Annotated in this window: 15 protein-coding genes; 3 read left to right on the top strand and 12 right to left on the bottom strand. The window is 68.6% G+C overall.

What is annotated here, in order from left to right:
* Positions 1-30 precede the first annotated feature (30 nt).
* Positions 31-1362 carry a VCBS repeat-containing protein gene (locus tag AB0M24_RS08895; RefSeq protein ID WP_363762910.1) on the bottom strand — a complete coding sequence of 444 codons (1332 nt, stop codon included), beginning with the start codon at positions 1360-1362 and terminating at the stop codon, positions 31-33.
* Positions 1363-1592: 230 nt separating this feature from the next.
* Here AB0M24_RS08895 and AB0M24_RS08890 point away from each other — a divergent pair, with 230 nt between their 5' ends.
* On the top strand, positions 1593-2000 hold the full coding sequence (locus tag AB0M24_RS08890; protein WP_363762907.1) for a methyltransferase domain-containing protein: 408 nt from the start codon (positions 1593-1595) through the stop codon (positions 1998-2000).
* A gap of 49 nt (positions 2001-2049) precedes the next feature.
* Here the strand turns inward: AB0M24_RS08890 and AB0M24_RS08885 are convergent, their stop codons facing one another.
* The 8 genes from AB0M24_RS08885 to AB0M24_RS08850 all read right to left on the bottom strand — a co-directional run bounded on the left by AB0M24_RS08885 (position 2050) and on the right by AB0M24_RS08850 (position 11702).
* Entirely contained in the window at positions 2050-2400 is a 351-nt protein-coding gene (locus AB0M24_RS08885) for a DUF4440 domain-containing protein (protein ID WP_363762904.1), read from the bottom strand.
* Entirely contained in the window at positions 2400-2984 is a 585-nt protein-coding gene (locus tag AB0M24_RS08880; RefSeq protein WP_363762901.1) for an ATP/GTP-binding protein, read from the bottom strand. The genes AB0M24_RS08885 and AB0M24_RS08880 overlap by 1 nt, the downstream gene beginning before the upstream one ends.
* The gene (locus AB0M24_RS08875) at positions 2965-3330 is read right to left on the bottom strand and encodes a DUF742 domain-containing protein (protein ID WP_363762898.1); all 366 of its coding nucleotides are present in this window, start codon (positions 3328-3330) and stop codon (positions 2965-2967) included. The genes AB0M24_RS08880 and AB0M24_RS08875 overlap by 20 nt, the downstream gene beginning before the upstream one ends.
* Positions 3330-3764 (bottom strand): roadblock/LC7 domain-containing protein, encoded by a 435-nt coding sequence (locus AB0M24_RS08870; protein ID WP_045312938.1) that lies wholly within the window; start codon positions 3762-3764, stop codon positions 3330-3332. Before AB0M24_RS08870 ends, AB0M24_RS08875 begins: the two co-directional genes overlap by 1 nt.
* Positions 3761-6109, bottom strand: coding sequence for a nitrate- and nitrite sensing domain-containing protein (locus AB0M24_RS08865; RefSeq protein WP_363762895.1), 2349 nt, complete (start codon positions 6107-6109; stop codon positions 3761-3763). Before AB0M24_RS08865 ends, AB0M24_RS08870 begins: the two co-directional genes overlap by 4 nt.
* A gap of 226 nt (positions 6110-6335) precedes the next feature.
* A complete protein-coding gene (locus AB0M24_RS08860; protein ID WP_363762892.1) occupies positions 6336-7235 on the bottom strand; it encodes a superoxide dismutase in 900 nt (299 codons plus the stop codon).
* A gap of 85 nt (positions 7236-7320) precedes the next feature.
* The gene (locus AB0M24_RS08855; protein ID WP_363762890.1) at positions 7321-8160 is read right to left on the bottom strand and encodes a helix-turn-helix transcriptional regulator; all 840 of its coding nucleotides are present in this window, start codon (positions 8158-8160) and stop codon (positions 7321-7323) included.
* A gap of 653 nt (positions 8161-8813) precedes the next feature.
* Positions 8814-11702, bottom strand: coding sequence for a tetratricopeptide repeat protein (locus AB0M24_RS08850; RefSeq protein WP_363762887.1), 2889 nt, complete (start codon positions 11700-11702; stop codon positions 8814-8816).
* A 263-nt stretch (positions 11703-11965) separates the two neighbouring features.
* Between AB0M24_RS08850 and AB0M24_RS08845 the strand changes: the two genes are divergently transcribed.
* Together AB0M24_RS08845 and AB0M24_RS08840 are read left to right on the top strand one after the other, a co-directional pair.
* Positions 11966-13171, top strand: coding sequence for a nucleotide sugar dehydrogenase (locus AB0M24_RS08845; protein ID WP_363762884.1), 1206 nt, complete (start codon positions 11966-11968; stop codon positions 13169-13171).
* Complete coding sequence (locus tag AB0M24_RS08840; protein ID WP_363762881.1) at positions 13168-14238, top strand: hypothetical protein; 1071 nt, start codon at positions 13168-13170, stop codon at positions 14236-14238. The genes AB0M24_RS08845 and AB0M24_RS08840 overlap by 4 nt, the downstream gene beginning before the upstream one ends.
* A gap of 73 nt (positions 14239-14311) precedes the next feature.
* On the opposite strand, the gene AB0M24_RS08835 is transcribed toward AB0M24_RS08840, so the two are convergent.
* From AB0M24_RS08835 to AB0M24_RS08825, 3 genes are all read right to left on the bottom strand, one after another.
* Complete coding sequence (locus tag AB0M24_RS08835; RefSeq protein ID WP_363762878.1) at positions 14312-16297, bottom strand: NB-ARC domain-containing protein; 1986 nt, start codon at positions 16295-16297, stop codon at positions 14312-14314.
* Positions 16298-16347: 50 nt separating this feature from the next.
* Positions 16348-16668 (bottom strand): hypothetical protein, encoded by a 321-nt coding sequence (locus tag AB0M24_RS08830; protein ID WP_363762875.1) that lies wholly within the window; start codon positions 16666-16668, stop codon positions 16348-16350.
* A gap of 67 nt (positions 16669-16735) precedes the next feature.
* Positions 16736-16990 (bottom strand): hypothetical protein, encoded by a 255-nt coding sequence (locus tag AB0M24_RS08825; RefSeq protein WP_363762872.1) that lies wholly within the window; start codon positions 16988-16990, stop codon positions 16736-16738.

Below are 16990 nucleotides of genomic sequence, written 5' to 3'. Positions count from 1 at the left end.
ACTGTCGTTCCCTTCGATCTCGCGCGGCTGTCAGGCCAGGTGGAGGTTGTCGTTGGTGAAGTCCGTGGCGATGATCGCGCCGGCACCGTACGGCGTCTCAGCGAAACCGCGGTCGTTGTGCCACGCGACGACCTTGCCGTCCGCGCCGACCTTGGCGATCTCGGCCTTGCGGTCGCCGTCGAGGTCGCCGAAGTGCACGTTGTCGCTCGAGAACTCGGTGGCGATGATCGCGCTCGCACCGTACGGCGTGGCAGCGAAACCACGGTCGTTGCGCCACGCGACGACCTTGCCGTCCGCACCCACCTTGGCGATCTCGGCCCTGCCGTCACCATCGAGATCCGCGAAATGCACGTTGTCGCTCGAGAACTCCGTCGCGATGATCGCGCTGGCACCGTACGGCGTCTCGGCGAAACCGCGCTCGTTGCGCCAGGCGACGACGTTGCCGTCGGCACCGACCTTGATGATCTCGGCCTTCCGGTCACCGTCGAGGTCGGCGAACCGCACGTTGTCACTGGTGAAGTCGGTGGCGATGATCGCGCTGGCACCGTAAGGCGTCTCCGCGAAACCGCGCTCGTTGCGCCAGGCGACGACCTTGCCGTCGGCACCGACCTTGATGATCTCCGACTTGCCGTCGCCGTCGAGATCGGCGAACCGCACGTTGTCACTGGTGAAGTCGGTGGCGACGATCGCGCTCGCACCATAAGGCGTGTCAGCGAAACCGTTGTCGTTGCGCCAGGCGATCACCTTGCCGTCGGCACCGACCTTGGCGATCTCGGCCCTGCCGTCACCGGAGAGCGAAGACCCGCTCGGCAGGTCGTCGACGATGTTGTTGTAGCGAATCGGGGTGTGCTGGGCGGCGAACTCCTGCGACCAGACCGTCCGGTGCGCGTACACCGGATCACCGCCGTGGTTCAGGACGATCGGTCGCGTCCTCGCCGCGTCGCTCCAGCCCGCGAAGATCGCGATGTGCGTGTCGGACTTGTTGAGCGCGTCACCCGGCTTGAGCTCGGAGCGCGGAATCTCGTGTGCGACGTTGTGGAAGTCCCAGGTCGTCAACGAGTAGGTGAGCCCCCAGGCCATGGACGTCATGCCCGAGCAGTCCATGCGGTAGTTGCCGTACTGGTTGGAGTAACACCCGCCCTGGTTGTACCGGACGCCGGCGTCGATCCAGGACTGCGCCCTCGCGATCACCTGGCTGCGGGTGAGCGTCTGGTTCTTCGGGTACGAGGTGCACATCAGCTGTGCGGTGAAGTCGCCGTCCGTCCGCGGCTGAGCGACCGCGGTGGCCTCCATGCCGAACAGTGCGGCGAAGATCGCGGCGGCGGTGACAGCGGCGGCGGCGTTTCTGTTGCGAGTCCTCATCGGTGGTTCCCCCCAGGCTGGTGAAGTCGTTTCGTTCTGACAGGGAGAAATCTGTCCGACCCACCTGCAAGCCGTCTGCAAGTTCGCTGCTGGACGATCTGCAGAAGACTTGCAGGTCATTCACACTGTGAACGCGGCCCCGCCAGTACTTCCGCTTGTATTGATCACATGCCTGGGGTGAACGACTACGACGTGGCGCCGTCGTGAGCGGCTGCGACCTGAGCCCCGGAATGCTCGACCTGGCCCGCCACCGCCTCCCGGACGCCGATCTGCGCGTAGCCGACCTGGCCGCCCCACTTCCCTACGCGGACAACACGTTCGACGACGTGACCGTCTCCCTGGTCCTGCACTACCTGGAGGGACTGGGGGCCATCGCTGGCCGAACTCCACCGCGTCCTGAAGCCCGGTGGCCGGCTCATGGTGTCGGTCGACCACCCGTTCGCCATCCACGCGATCCACCGCGCGGAAGGCCGCCGCACCAACTACTTCGAGACCTACAACTGGACCGAGGTCTGGGACCACACCGGCGAACCGGTCGAGATGTCGTTCTGGAACCGGCCGCTGCACGCGATGACCGACGCGTTCACCGCGGCCGGGTTCGTTGTCGCTCAGATCAGCGAACCGCTGCCGGTACCTGAGGCGCGCGAGCTGTTCCCCGACGAGCCCGAGCTTCCTGTTCTTCGTGCTTCAGGCGGCCAACGTGCCCTGATGGAAGTAGATGCGCCAGCCCGCGTCCGTCAGCCGCCACAACGAACTGCGCCAAGCCCGGCGCCCCTGGTGGTCGCTGAAGTACGTCAGGTGCACGACGCCGGGAGCCAGCACGGTCCCGGTCATCTCGCTGACCTCGACCGGCGCCTCGGAGGTCACCGTGCCGTCGCCGGTCGCGGTGAGCACCGACTCCGCGTCCCACCAGCGACCGGACGCCCCGATCTCGGTGAACTCGGGGTCCAGCAACGCCGACACGAGGGCAGGCGACGCACGCACCTCGGGCTCCAGCAGCCGCAACTCTCCCTCGATGGCCGCCTGGACCTCGTTCACTAGACCGCCGCTTCGAGCCGGTTCATCGAGTGCTGGATCAACCCGACCAGCACCGACTTCGACGACTCCCGATCCCGCGCGTCGCACAGCATCACCGGAATCGCCTCGTCCAGATCCAAAGCGTGCCGAACCTCGTCCACCGTGTACAGCTGCGCCCCGTCGAAGCAGTTCACGGCCACGATGAACGGAATCCCGCGATGCTCGAAGAAGTCGATCGACGGGAACGACGAGTCCAACCGCCGCGTGTCCACCAGCACCACGGCTCCGATGGCACCGGTGGCGAGCTCGTCCCACATGAACCAGAACCGGTTCTGCCCCGGCGTCCCGAACAGGTACAGCACCACCTTGGTGTTGATGGTGATGCGCCCGAAGTCCAGGGCGACGGTCGTGGTGTCCTTGCCCTCGATGCCCGCGAGGTCGTCGACGTGCACGCCGGCCTCGGTGAGCAGTTCCTCGGTCCGCAAGGGCTCGATCTCGGACACCGACGCGACCATCGTGGTCTTGCCGGTGCCGAACCCGCCCGCGATGACGATCTTGACCGCGGTCGGCACGGTCAGCTGGTCGTCAGATCCCACGAACACCATCCAGTACGGCCTGCAGGAGATCCCTGTCGGGAATCTGGGGGGAGGAGTTCTGCACGAGCACGTCACCGCGCTCGATGAGGTCCGACAGCAGGACCTTCACCACCACGAGCGGCACGTCGAGGTACGCGGCCACCTCGGCGACGGACAACGGGCGCAAGCACAGCGCCATGATCTCGCGATGCTCGACCGTCAGCGACGTCTGGTCGGACGCAACCGACGAGGTTCGGACCTGCGTCACCAGGTGCAGATCAGGCGCGTTCGGCCGGGTGCGGCCGCGCACCATGGCGTACGGCCGCACGAGCGGCCCCGCGGCCTCGTCGTACCACCAGTCCTCCCGCGCGGTCATCAGCGCGACTCTCGTGCCGTGGGCACGGTCGCCTGTTCTGCGCGCGGAGCCGACGACAGGTAGGTGCCCACCCGCTTGACCAGCATGTTCATCTCGTAGGCGATCATGCCCATGTCGGCGTCTTCCTCGCCCAGCACAGCGAGACACGCGCCATGGCCGGCCGCCGTCACGAACAGGTACGCGTGCTCCATCTCCACGATGGTCTGCCGCACCGCGCCGCCGCCGAAGTGCCGTCCGGTGCCGCGTGCCAGTGACTGGAACGCCGACGCCATCGCGGAGAGGTGCTCGGAGTCGTCGCGGGACAGCCCGGCGCTGCGGCCGAGCAGGAGTCCGTCCGCCGACAGCACGACCGCGTGACGGGCGCCGACCACGCGCTGGATGAGGTCCTCCAGCAACCAGTTCAGTTCGCCGTGCTGGCTGGTGTTGTCCTTCATGACGAGGGGGCTCCTTCTGATCTCCAGTCGTCGGTCAGCCGGGCGTCACGGGTGCCGCGCTGGAACGCGGCGAGCCCGTCTCGGATCCGCTCGGCCGGCCTTTCGCCGGTCACCGGCTCGGCGTGGGGCATCTCCTCGGAGGACTGCATGAGCTGCGGCGCGAGGTTCTGCCGCTTCTTCCTGCGGGGAAGGGGTGCCTTCCCGTCCGGAGGAGGTGCCTGGGTCTTCGGTTCGTCCACCGATGCATCTGTTGCGGAAACGGCTGGGAGCGGCCCGGAGTTCAGTGTCGCGTTGTTGAGCGCGGCCTGAACCTCGGGAGCGAGCGTCACCGGGAAGCTCGGGTGTTCCTCGGTGACGTGGCCGTGGTGGTGGTCGTGGAACGAGCGCACCGGCATCTGGGTGGTCTCGGTGATGTCGCCCGCCTGGCTGTGCGGGGCGACGATGTTCGGCGGCAGCACGCACAACGCCACGGTGCCCCCGTAGGGCGAGTCGCGCAGCTCGACCTTGATGCCCCGGCGCGCGGCGAGCCGGGCGACGACGAACAGCCCGAGCCGGGACTCGCCCCGGAACGCCATCGTCTCGAAGTCGGGCGGGTTGGAGAGCTTGGCGTTGGCCTGGAGACGTTCCTCCTGCGTCATGCCGAGCCCGTGGTCCTCGATCTCGATCACGATCCCGTGCGGCACGGCGCTGGAGTGGACGATCACCTCGGAGCGCGGCGACGAGAACGCCGTCGCGTTGTCGACGAGCTCCGCGAGCAGGTGGATGGTGTCGGCGACGGCCACACCCACGAGCGCGCGGTCGGGCACCGGGTTGACCCTGACCCGGACGTACTGCTCGGTCTCGGCGACGGCGGAGCGGATGACGTCGCTCAGCCGCACCGGCTTGCGCCACTGCCTGCCCGGCTGCTCCCCGGCGAGGATGATCAGGTTCTCCGCGTTGCGGCGGGCGCGGGTCGCCAGGTGGTCGAGCTGGAAGAGCGAGTCGAGCTGCTCCGGGTGCTCCTCTTCCCGTTCCAGCTTGTCGAGGATCTTGAGCTGCCGGTGCACGAGGCCCTGGTTGCGGTGAGCGATGTCGAGGAAGACCCGGTTCACACCCTCACGGGCCTGCGTCTCCTTCACTGCCGCCGCGACCGCCGTGTACTGGGCGGTGTTGAACGCGTCCGCGACCTGGCCGATCTCGTCGTTGCCGTAGTCGAGCGGCGGCATGTCGCGGTGGACGTCCACCTGCTCGCCACCCCGCAGGCGCGCCACGATGTGCGGCAGCCGTTCCTGCGCGAGCCGCAGCGTGTCCTCCCGCAGCGACGCCAGCCGCGTGACCAGGGCCCTCGACACGAGCCGGTTCGAGATGCGCAACGCCAGCACGATGCCGACAACGACCGCGAGCAACGCGATGAGGCTGCCGATGAGCACTGCGGTGAACCGGCTGTTGGCCTTGTCGAGGCCGAGGTTGGCGCCGTCCTGCGCCTGCTGGGCGGCGATCTCGACGAGCTTCTCGTGCACCGGCCCGGCAGCCCCGCGCCACTGCTGCTCGGTCACGCCGGACTCACCGTTGATGATCTTGCTCTCGAGGTCGAGCAACGTCCGGTACTCGGAGCTGGTGCGCAGCGCGTCGTACCGGCCGCGCGGCCCCTCCAGCGCGAACGGGATCGTGCTGTCGACCGCCGAGTGGTAAGCGCCGACGAGCCGGACGAACTCGACTCGCTCGGCCGGCGTGAACTTGCCGTTGAGCAGCCCGCGCGAGCCGACCGTGGCGCCGCGGGACATCCAGTCGGCCGCCTGGAAGATCGTCACGGCCTGGACGCCCGCCTGGCTGGCCTCCGAGTCCGGCACGAGCCGCGCCTGGTGGCCGAGCAACGAGACGCCCGCGTCCATGAGGCTGTTGTAGTAGTCGTAGATCGCCTGCGGGTTCGCGCTGCCGGCCTCGACCGCGGCGCGCTGCTGCGGCAGCTCACTCAGCAGGGAGTCGAGCGAACGGATCCGATCGGTGATGTCTTGCGGCGAATTGTCCGAAAGTTCCGTGAAGGCGTCTTTCATCTTGCGCAGCGACTCGTCGGTCTGACCCTGCTGGGTGTCGAGCGCGGCCCGGTCGACACCGGGCGCCTTGCTCAGCAGCACGAGGCTGAGCTGGCGTTCCTGCTGCAGTCCCGCGAACGCCTCCGCTGACGGAATCGCGGCTTCGCGCACGCTCGACGCTATGGATCGCATGTAGAAACCGTCAAAAACGGTGTAAGAGGAGAAAACGGCCCACATGACCAGCAGGACGACGCTGGGTACGACGACCACTCCGGCCAGTCGCGACCGAATCGTCCGGTAGTTGGTCGGTGTGTAACCGCTCTTCTCGTTCACAGCGCTCTCACGGTCTCCTGTGTCCCACAGCTAGCGCTGCCGGTAACCCGAGTCACTCCTTCGGCTGCAATAAGGTAACAAGGCGAGATCATCGTTACCCAATGACAGCGATCACACGCAGTACGCGGTTGGCAGGCTACCCAGTCGAGTGAGCGGTGCAACACCCGGTCCGGGGGTTCTTAGTGGGTAGGAACCCCCGGACGGGCTAGTTCTGATGCACGTTTAGCTATGGGCGGGCCACTGAGACAACGTTGTAGGTCGTCTCAGGAGTCGGCGGCGTGGTGAAGCGGGCATTCGGCAGGTAGAGCCGCTTGCCGAACGCGGCGACCGTCGTGGGAACGTCGAACCGCGCATCGGTGCGTTCCGCGGCGAGCGTGGCGCCATCGCGGCTGAGCGTGTAGCGCGCGACTTTGTTCAGCCTGTTTTGCACCACGTACAACTGCCGTCCCTCACGCAACAGGCCGTCACCATTGGTGAGTGTTTGACCGCTCAAATTAACGTTGATCGAATTCCCGGTGCGGGGGTCGATCCGGAACAGCTTGCCGGTGTTGCTCTGCACGGCCAGCAGCCCGCCGTCGAGCCCGGTCACGATGCCGTTGAGGTTGGTCGCGCCGGGCGTGATGACGAGGTCGCCGGTCAGCGCCAGCGTGCGGTGCGGCTTGAGGGTGAGCGGCACCTCGTAGAGCACCGCCTTGCGCGAGTCGGTGAACCACGCCGACTTCTCCGTCAGCACGACGTCGTTGACGAACGTGTCCGCGGTCGCGAACTGGAACTTGGCCAGCAACGCGCCCGTGCGGGTGTCGTAGACCCGTCCGTCGCCACCAACACCACCCGAGACCCACAGTCTCTTGCGGGCGTCGACCTTCATGCCGAGCGACGGCGTACCCGGCCCCTTGGCGAGCACCTTGCCCTTGCCGGTGCGCAGGTCCGCCGCGTAGATCGACCCGTCGGCCCGCGACCCGAAGTACGCCGTGGTGCCGCTGATCGCGATGCCTTCGGGCTGCCACCCGTTGGGCAGGGAGAACTCCGTCGGGAACTGCTGGTGAGACGCGTCTGCGGTGGCCGGCGCAGCGGTGAGCGTGACGCCCAGAACCGCCGCGAGCAGGACACCGAATCTGCGGTACATGCCGCCTCCTGGATCGGTTGGGGAGCGCTCTCGATCCTTCTCCAGGTAGGCGCGGAACCGGAGTTTTCTCAGGAATCCGACATCTCTACAGCTCAGCGGCAGCCTCGGCGATGAGCTCCAACGACTCACCGGTGCCGAGCGCGACCTGCTGCAGCCCGGCGAACCGCTGCGCGCACTGCTCGACCAGCCCGGCCTCCTCGACGTACTCGCCCCTGAGGAACGTCTCCAGGTACACCACGTCGTCGTGCTGGCGATGAGGGAAACCCAGCAACGTGAACGGCGACCCCATCGCCGGATAAGCACCCGCCCCGCGCGGCACGACCTGCAAGCTCACCGTCGGATGCTCGCTGACCTCCATCAGGTGCAGCAACTGGGCCTTCATCACCCGAGGCCCGCCGACCACCTGCCGCAGCACGGCTTCCGGGAACACCGCCTGCACCGTGAGCGGATCCTTGTCGCGCTTGCGGGCGAACCACGACTCCCCCACCCGCGCCAGCCCGGCACCCCGCCGCGGATCGTCCACCCGCGTCACCGCGGCCGTGTAGTCGGCCAGCTGGAACACCGTCGGCACGAGGTCCGTCGTGAACACGCGCAACGACGTCGCCTCGAACACCAGATGCCCGAAGTCCGCGGCGGGATCGAACAGCTCCGCCCGACGCTGCTCCGCCCGCTGCCGCTCGGCGTGCTGAGCCTGGAGCACGACTTCCTGCCACTCCAGCGCGGGAACCCCGTAGACGTATCCCAGCGCCATGATGTCCAACGCGGCAGACGGCTGGACCGCATTCTCCATTGTGGACAGTTTTGCGCTGCTGAACCCCACTCGCATGCCCGCCTCGGTGAGGGTGAGCCCTCGCTCATCCCGCCAGTTGGCCAGGCTCCGCCCAATGGCGCGTTCGAGAGAGGTGGCCCGGAAGTCTTTCGGCATGAACCAAATCTTAAGACGATTTACCGGACGTTCTCACAAGGACCCGTGTGGATGGAATTTCAGACCCCCCGAACGGGTTTTCTGGGCCCGACCTGCGGCTTCAGCGCCCAGAGAGGTGGTTTACACCCTACAGCAGATGCCATCATCTCGACGTGCACAACGGGCAGAACGACACACACGGCGCTAATGGGGATTGGGATTTCCGGGGCGCCGATTAACACTCGATCCGACCGGCGCGCTAATGTAAAACGGCCTGCCCCGGTAGCCGCCGGGACAGGCCGTGGGTGAAGCAACTGCTAGTTCAGCACTGCTGAAGATCCCCATCTCATGGAATCCGTGCCGTACTCCGCATCGAGTGCACGGGTGGCGGGTTCGCCCGCGTGCTCGGTGGCCGCGCTTGCCTGCGCGCTGCCGAGCACTCCAGCGGCAGCTATGGCCGCTCCTAGTACAGCGCTTCTGAGCGCCGTCTTATCGATCATGCGCGCGACTATCTCAGAGCAGCACAGAAGCCCCCGTCACCGGGGTAGCCCAGTGTGCCCGAGCCCGTTCGGATCAACACGTTCATCCGAACTTCTCAGCCCGATCGTCGTGCGTCCAGGACGCCACGCCCGTGGAGACCCACCTGACGTAGACGATCCGCCGGATGGGTGAAGTTATTCCACCAAGCCGCGCTCGCACCACGTCGTCGTGTGCTCCACCCGCGACGAGGGCAGGGAGGGCCCGCTCAACGCCACCAGCTCGTCGAGCTGGGCAGCCACCGAGTGGGCGCGTTCGTCCCCGATGTCCCGGTAGGCGCGGTAGGCGTCCTCCAGGTGCTCGATCGCGATGTCGTGTTCGCCTGCCTTCCACATCAGCTGGCCGAGCAGGTCGTGCGACCGGGCCTCCAGCTCACGGTCGTGCCCTTTGCTGAGCTCCACCGCCTCGGTCGCGTAGATCAGCGCGCGGTCCGGGTCGGCGTGGTCTCGCGCGATCACCGCCAGCACCAGCCGTGCATCGGCCTGCCCTGGCTGGAAGTGGGCCTGCACGTAACGCGGGATCGCCTCGTGGCAGTTCGTCCGCGCGGAGAAGTCGTCCCCGTTCTCCCTCGCCAGCAGGGCGAGAGCGACCAGCGCGTCCGCCTCTCCTTTGTAGTCACCGATGCTCTGGCGGAGCAGGCGTGCCTGAACGAGGTGGACGGCCGCGTCGGCGAGCCGGCCGCCCTGGTGGCAGGCGACACCCATGCGGAACAGGATTCCCGACCGGGTGTCGTCGAACCCTTCCGCAAGATCGAGCGCTTCCTGCAGCAGCTGCAACGCTCTGGGCACGTTGTGGGCTCCGCGCAGGCAGTCGGCCTTGTTGCGCAGGAGCACGGCGAGCGCCTCGGGGTCGGCCTGGGCTCCCAGCAGGCGCTGCGCCTGGTCCAGCACGCGTTCGGCGGCCGCGTAGTCGTGCAGCTTGATGTGGAAGTGACCGAGGTTGGAGAGGGTGTCGGCCTCGGGCAGGACGTCACCGTCGCTGCGCGCGGCTTCGGCGGCGGCCGTCATCATCGCCACGACCTCGTCGTAGTGGCCGTATCGGCTGAACAGTTCCCCCGCGCCGTTCGCGATGCGCCAGACGTAACCGGGCTGCGGCGAAGCGCGCAACACGCCGACGATGCTCGCCTTCTCCCTGGCGATCCACCGCGCCACCTCGTCCTCGTCGGCGAACTCGCTCGGGCGCACCCCGCCGGGCAGCGGCAGCATCGGCACGGCGTAGCGGTAGCCGTACACCATGCGATCCGCGTTGTTGATCGTGTGGAGGAACCAGCCCAGCAGCCGGGTCATCGCCGCGTCCCGCTCCGCCCGCGGCTCGTCGTGCGCGACGCGGTCGGCCGCGTACTCGCGCAGGAGGTCGTGCATCCGGTAGCGGTCACCGTCCACTGTGTCCACCAGCCGCTTCCACACCAGCGAGTCGGCGAGCACGCGGGCCTCCTCGACGGGCAGCCCGGCCAGCGCGGCGACCACGGGCAGCGGGATCTCGTGCGACGGATGCAGCCCGAACAACCGGAAGAGGTGTGCCTGTTCGGCCGGCAGCGCCCGGTAGGAGCGTTCGAACTGAGCACGGATGCCGTTGTCCTGCAACGACAACAACGTCCGGCCGTCGGTCAGGGGGTCGAGCAGGTCGGTCAGGGACCTGTCCGGCTGGGCCGCGACCTGCTCGCCGATCAGCTGCATCACCAACGGCATACCGCCGGTGCGTTCTGCGAGGCGCCCGATGACGTCCGGTGCGGCGACAGCACGGTCACCAAGGCGCCGGGTGAGCCAGGCGGCGATCTCGTCCGCCGCGAGTGGACGCACGGTGAACGCACGAGCGTTGTGTTGCAGCACAAGCGAACTCATCCGCGCGCGGCTCACCACGAGCACTACCGACGTCGACAACGCGGGCAGCACCGGTTCCACGCCGTCGACGTCGTCGAGCACCACGAGCATCCGGCGCGTGGCCAGAAGTTCGCGCAGCCGGGCGATGCGGGCGGACGACGACGGGATCGGCTCGATCGGCACCCCGAACGCCACCAGCAGGCCGGCGACCACCTCCGCCCCGTCGGCGTGCGAGGCGAACCAGCAGCCGTCGGGGAAGCGCTGGTGCACGCGATGCGCCCAATGCACGGCGAGCGTGGTCTTGCCCATGCCCGGCTGGCCGTCGACGCAGATCAGCCTGGGCACCGGGCGGGGCGGCACCAGAGCGTCCAAATCCGATAACAGACCCTCTCGTCCGACGAATTCGTCGACGTCGTGCGGCAAATAGCGCGGCCCCGGAGTGCGCACCGGAGGGGACTGTTCGTGCCGGACTCGCAACCGTTCGTGCAACGCGTTCAGGTCGGCTTCGGAACCGTCACCGATCTCGTTCACGATCCGGCGCCGGATCCGCACCAGACAGCTCAACGCCTCGTGCGCACGGCCCAGTCCGTACAACGCGGTGAGCCGGTGCTTGGCGAGCAGGATTTCCAGATCGAGCTCCGGCGGGATTTCGTCGAGGTGGTCGAGCATTCGGGCGTAGTCACCGAGTTTGGAGAGTCCGTAGAGCAACGCGTGGGAGGCGCTCAGGTAGTAGCCGCGCACGAGGTGGTCGCGACGGCGCGCGGCCGGTTCGCTGTCGAGGTCCGCCAGCGGTTCGTCGCCCCACAGCGCCAGTGCCTCCTCGACCAGCGCACAGGCGGCCTCGTGGTCGGTGCCGCCGATCGCGCGGGCGCGGCCCACCAGCTTGCGGAACACGTGCAGGTCGATGAGGGACGGGTCGACGTCGAGGCGGTACGAACGTTCCTCGTTGCGCAACGTGAACCGCACACCGCTGCGCTGCAATGCGGTGCGGATGCTCGTAATGGCCGTGTGCACGGTCGCGCGCAGATTGGCCGGGCGGCGTTCGGGCCACACCCAATCCGCGATGTAGTTCACCGAAATCGCTTTGCCGACGTTCAGCAACAGCACCGCGAGTACCGCGCGGGCCTTGGGTTTGCCCCAGTCCGCGACGAACTCGCCATCGACGCGCACGCGCGTTCGGCCGAGGATCCTGAATGCGATCTCCACCTGTGCCACCCCTCCCCGGGCGCACGACTCCCGGCAAGCAGTGTGCCGGGTTCACGCGAGACGATCCAGGTTTGTTGTCGTTTCGAGTCGCTTATTGTCCACAAATCGCGGACAGCTATCGGAAAGCGTCCTGAGTCCATTTCGAGTGGAAGACGATCACCCGACCCGTTCTCACCTGGGCGTTCAGCGGCGGGGGCGGTGCGCGGAAAGGGTTCGGGCAGAACCGCGCCCCAGCCTGGTTCCACACCGACCAGGGAGGTCACATGGACACCGTCGTCATCGGGCTCGGCTTCACCGGACTGCCGGTCGCCGTCGCCGCCGCCAGCGCAGGTCTGCGCGTGCTCGGCGTGGACGCCAGCGCCGACCGCGTCCGGCACATCGCCGCCCGCACGCCGGGGTGCGGGCTCACCACCGTCGACGAGACCGTGCTCGCCGAGGCGTTGCAGTCCGGCCTGTTGTCGCTGCGGCACAATGAGATTGTCGCCGCCGACAGCCACGTCGTCTGCGTCCCGACGCCGCCGGACCGGCACGGCGGGCTCGACACCTGGATGCTCCTGGACGCCGTCGACCGCGTCGGCGCGGTGCTGCGGCCGGGCGCACTGGTGATCATCCAGAGCACCTGCGAGCCGGGGACCATAGAGGACGTCCTCGCACCACGACTGGAAAAAGCGTCCGGGCTGAAGGCCGGCGTCGACTTCCACCTGGCGCACTCGCCGGTGCGCACGGACCCCGGCAACACCACGCCCACGCCCCGCATCGTCGCCGGGCTCACGCCGTCCTGTGCCGAACGCGCGGCGGAACTGCTGCGGCGGCTCTCCGACGAGGTGGTCGCGGTCAGCACGCTGCGGGCCGCCGAACTGACGAAGATTTTCGAGAACACCTTCAGAATGGTGAATATATCACTTGCCAACGAGCTCGCGGCGCTGTGCCGGGCGCAGGGCGTGAACGTGCACGAGGTGCTCGACGCGGCAGGCAGCAAGCCGTTCGGGTTCCTGCGGCACCGGCCCGGCCCCGGCGCGGGTGGTGACTGCATCCCGGTGTCCGCGGGGTTCTTCACCGCCAGCGCCCGGCGCCACGGGCTTCACTCGCCGGTCGTCGACGCGGCGATCCTGGTCAACAACGCCATGCCCAGCCACCTCCTGCACCGCGTGCGGGGCAAGCTCGCCGAGCTCGGGGTGCCGATGCGGCGCGTGCACGTGCTCGGCGTGACCTACAAGCCGGACGTGGCCAACGTCCGGCAGTCCCCCGCACTGCGGGTGATCAACGAGCTGAGCAGGGAGGCGATCGTCACCTACCACGACCCGTTCGTGCCGAACCTGTTGCTGGACAACGGAACCACGCTCACCAGCGGGCCGGTCGAGACCCCGGCGGACGTCGTGCTGATCATGACCAGGCACGCGTCGCTCACGCCGGGCACCGAGGTGCCGGTGATCGACTGCACGGCCGGCGACGCGGAGCTGGCCGCGTGAGCGCGCTGTGGCTGGACGCGCCGGTCGGTCCTCGGGCCGACCAGCGGGTGACCGTGGCGGGCTGCCGGACCGTGCTGGTGCTCGTGCCGCACCTCGTCGCCGGCACCCGGCTGATGGACGTGCTCGAGCTGTTCAAGTCCGACCAGCGGATCCAGGTCGTGTGCACGGTGCCGGACACGCGCGGAGCCTCGTACGGCACACATGAGTTCCTGCAACGCCAAGGCTTGCTGACCTTGCCGTGGCGGCAGGCGACCGGGCTGGAGTTCGATCTGGTGCTGGCCGCGAGCAGGCGCGACCTCGAGCACGTGCTGGGCCCGGTGCTGGTGCTGCCGCACGGCGCGGGAGCGTTGAAATCACGCCGCCTGACCGGCCACGGCCTCGACCGGCACGAGCTGATGCGCGGTGGCCGGGTGACCGCCGCCGCGCTGGTCCTCAGCCACGACGACGAACTGCGCGTGCTCGAACGCTCGTGCCCGGAGGCCGTCCCGCACGCCGTGGTCGCGGGCGACCTGTGCCTGGACCGGATGCGGGCGAGCCTTCCGCACCGGGACGACTACCGGGCGGCACTGGGCATCGCGCCGCACGAAACGCTGGTCACGATCACCTCGACGTGGCGGCCCGACTCGACGTTCGGGAGCAGGCCCGAGCTCTATCGGACAGGTGACTTCCGAAAGGCCGTGGTGATCCATCCGACGACGTGGTCGGTGCACGGTCCGTGGCAGATCCGTGCGTGGCTCGCCGACCGTCCCGACCTGATCGTCATCCCGCCCGAGGAAGGCTGGCGGGCGGCGGTGATCGCCAGCGACCGGGTGATCGGCGACCACGGCAGCGTGACGCAGTACGCCGGCGCGGTCGGTGTCCCCGTGCAGCTCGCAACGCGCGCACCAGTGCGGCCCGGCAGCCTCGCCGACCTGGTCACCCGCGGCGTGCCGGACATCGCGGCACGGCTCAGCTCACGACCGGACCAGGCGGCGGCGATCCTGCGCGCCACGGCGTACCGGCTCCTGGGGTTGCCTGAGCCTGCCCACGAGGCACGCGCCGAACCCGTTGCGGCACACCATGTCTGACGGGTTGGTCATCGCCAGGACCGGCTCCAGGGCGGCCACCGCGGCGGACGTGCTGATCTGCCCGGCGGGAACCTCACCTCTCGCGGCGCTGCGGGATCACCCCGGCTGCACCGCGGTCCTCGTCGAGCAGCGCCTGGACGCGCACGGCCTGTGGATCGGCCTGGTCGTGGTAGCACGCGAGCGCGGCCAGCCGGTGCGGGCGCGGGTCGTCGGCCAGTTCGGCGAGTTCGAGGTGCACGTCGGCGAGGTGGACCGGTGAGTGGCTCAACCCGTCCAGCGCGGAGTCGAGCAATGCCCGTGCGCGTGCCGGATCACCCGCCAACCGGCACGCCCTGGCGAGGAACGTCCGCACGCGGGCCAGTTCGGTCGCATCGGTCAGCAACGACTCCGCGAGCTCCAGCTCCGCGATCGCCTCCGGGTGCCGGCCGAGCTCCATCAGCGCCTCACCGACCCGGCGCCTGGCCTGCCCGCGGCCCCGGTCGCGGGTGCGCAGGGCGAGCGCCTCGCGGTACAGCTCCAACGCCCGTTCCGGCTCACCGAGCGCCCTGCTCACCTGGCCGAGCATGCTCAGCGCACTCGGTTTGCTGAGCGGATCGTCCTGCGCCAGCACGGCTTCCAGCTCCTCGACGGCCTCGTCCAGCGCTCCCGTGTTGATCAACGCTTGCGCGAGCCGAGCCCGCAACCGCGCCTGAGCGACGAGCTCTCCGCACTCCCCCGCCGCCACGACACCGAGCCGGTGCGTCGAGATCCAGTCCTGGTAGAGGTGCTGGTGGAGGAACAACGCCCACAACGGTTCGCACAGCTGCCACCGCAGGTCCACAGGAGCGACCTCGACCGCGCGGACGAGGTTCTCCCGCTCGCCGGCCAGCCACGTCATCGCCTCTTCCGGTGACGAGTACGCGTCCTTGCGGGCCCCTCGATACGCAGGCCCCGTCCGTTGCCTGTCGGGCGCCACAACGGAATCCGCCTCGACCGCCCGTGCCAGGTACCACTCGACCGCCCTGCGCACCGCGGCCGCGCGGTCGGGATCGGTCTTGCGGCGCGCGTGCACCCGCAGCAGGTCGTGGAACCGGAACCGGTCGTCACCGGCCTCACTCAGCAAGGACTTCTCCACGAGGTCCTCGAGCGCGTCCTCGACGTCGTACTCCGGTTCCTCGATCATCGCCGCCGCCACCGACACGTCGAAAGTGCTGCCGGGAAGCCAGGCGCACAACCGGTACAGCCGCGCCTGCCGGACCGGAAGCTCCACATAGGACAGATCAAGCACCGACCTGACCGAGGCGGACTCGTCCAGCGCGGGCAACCTGTCGTCCCGCAGCTCGACCACCTCGCGCGAGAAGGTCCGCCGCGGCCGCGTGGACAACCGCGCGCCCACGACGGACAGCGCGATCGGCAGCCCGCCGCACAACCGCGCGACCTCCTGCGCCGCTTCGGGTTCCCGAGCCAGCCTGCCTTGCCCCACCACGTTGTCCAGCAGCTCGACCGACTCGTCGACGCCCATCGGCGCGACGTCCACGAACCGCGCGCCGTCGAGGCCGAGCGCGCTGAGGCGCCAGCGGCTCGTGACGACCACCGTGCCGGACGTGGGCAGCAGCGGACGAACCTGGGCGGCGCTCACGGCGTTGTCCAGCAACACCGAGAGCTGACGCCGTGCCGTGACAGACCTGAACAACGCGGCGCGCCGATCAAGTCGCGGCGGGACGTCGGTGACACCGAGCGCGTGCAGGAAACCCTCCAACGCCTCTTCCGGCGGAACGGGGCCGGACGGCGAATGCGCCCCGAGATCGACGTAGAGCTGGCCGTCGGGAAAGGAACCGCGCCGATCTTGGAGCCACCGCAACGCGAGCGAGGTCTTGCCGACCCCGCCCGGCCCGCTCAGCACCACCAGCTCGCCGGGGCGAAGCGCGGCCAGCTCCGCCTTCCTGCTGACGAAGAACCGGGGCACGGGCGGTAGCTGGAACGGCGCGAGCACCTCCCGCCGCGACGAGTGGATGTGCACGTCTCGCACAGCCCCCGCCTGGACGACGTTCCCCGCACTGCCGTTCATCACGTTCTTCATCACCCGTACCTCCCCGAACCCTCGAAGCTACGGGCTTTCGTCGTCTTGCGTCAGACGGCCATCGAGTGATCGCACGCGAGTGCGGCACCCGTGCTGGAGGTCTCGGACCGCACCTCGTGCCCGTTGACGATGATCTTGCACGTCAGCTCGCCGTGCACCCCTTCGAGCCGGATCGAGACCCGGCCCTTGCGCGCTCCCACGCGTTCGAACGGCAGGTCGGGGTTGCGCAGCGTCCGTTCCTGGTCGCCGGGAAACAGGTAGGTCAGACGGTCCGTCGTGCCCGTTCCCTCGACCAGCACGCGAATGTCGGGCGCCGCCGCACAACCGGTCGCACCGGCCAGCAACACGCCCACGAGTAAGAGGGTCTTCATGGGACGAGACGGTAGAAAACCGGCCCCTCGGCCGACATCAGCCTGAAGGCTCAGGAAATATCAGCCATCAGACTGACAACCCGCGCTCGCGCAGGCACTCTTCCAGCCGCAGCCGTTCGAGGTCTCGATCCATGCCTTCGTGCAGCGTCCGCAACCTGTGCTCGACCTCCACCGCGGCACAGGCCTCGACGAGCAGCGCGTCGTAGGCCTGGCGGGCGGCGATCTTCTTGACCGCCGAGGTTCCCGGCTCGAAGCCCGCGAGCGTCCGGCGCACGCGGCGAAGATCAGCCGCGATGCGTTCGATCGGGCGGCGCTCGGACAC

It is taken from the genome of Lentzea sp. NPDC051838 (genome assembly GCF_040681245.1).
Taxonomy (GTDB): domain Bacteria; phylum Actinomycetota; class Actinomycetes; order Mycobacteriales; family Pseudonocardiaceae; genus Lentzea.
The sequence above is the reverse complement of the archived record's forward strand: the minus strand, read 5'-3'. Positions and strand labels throughout refer to the sequence as shown.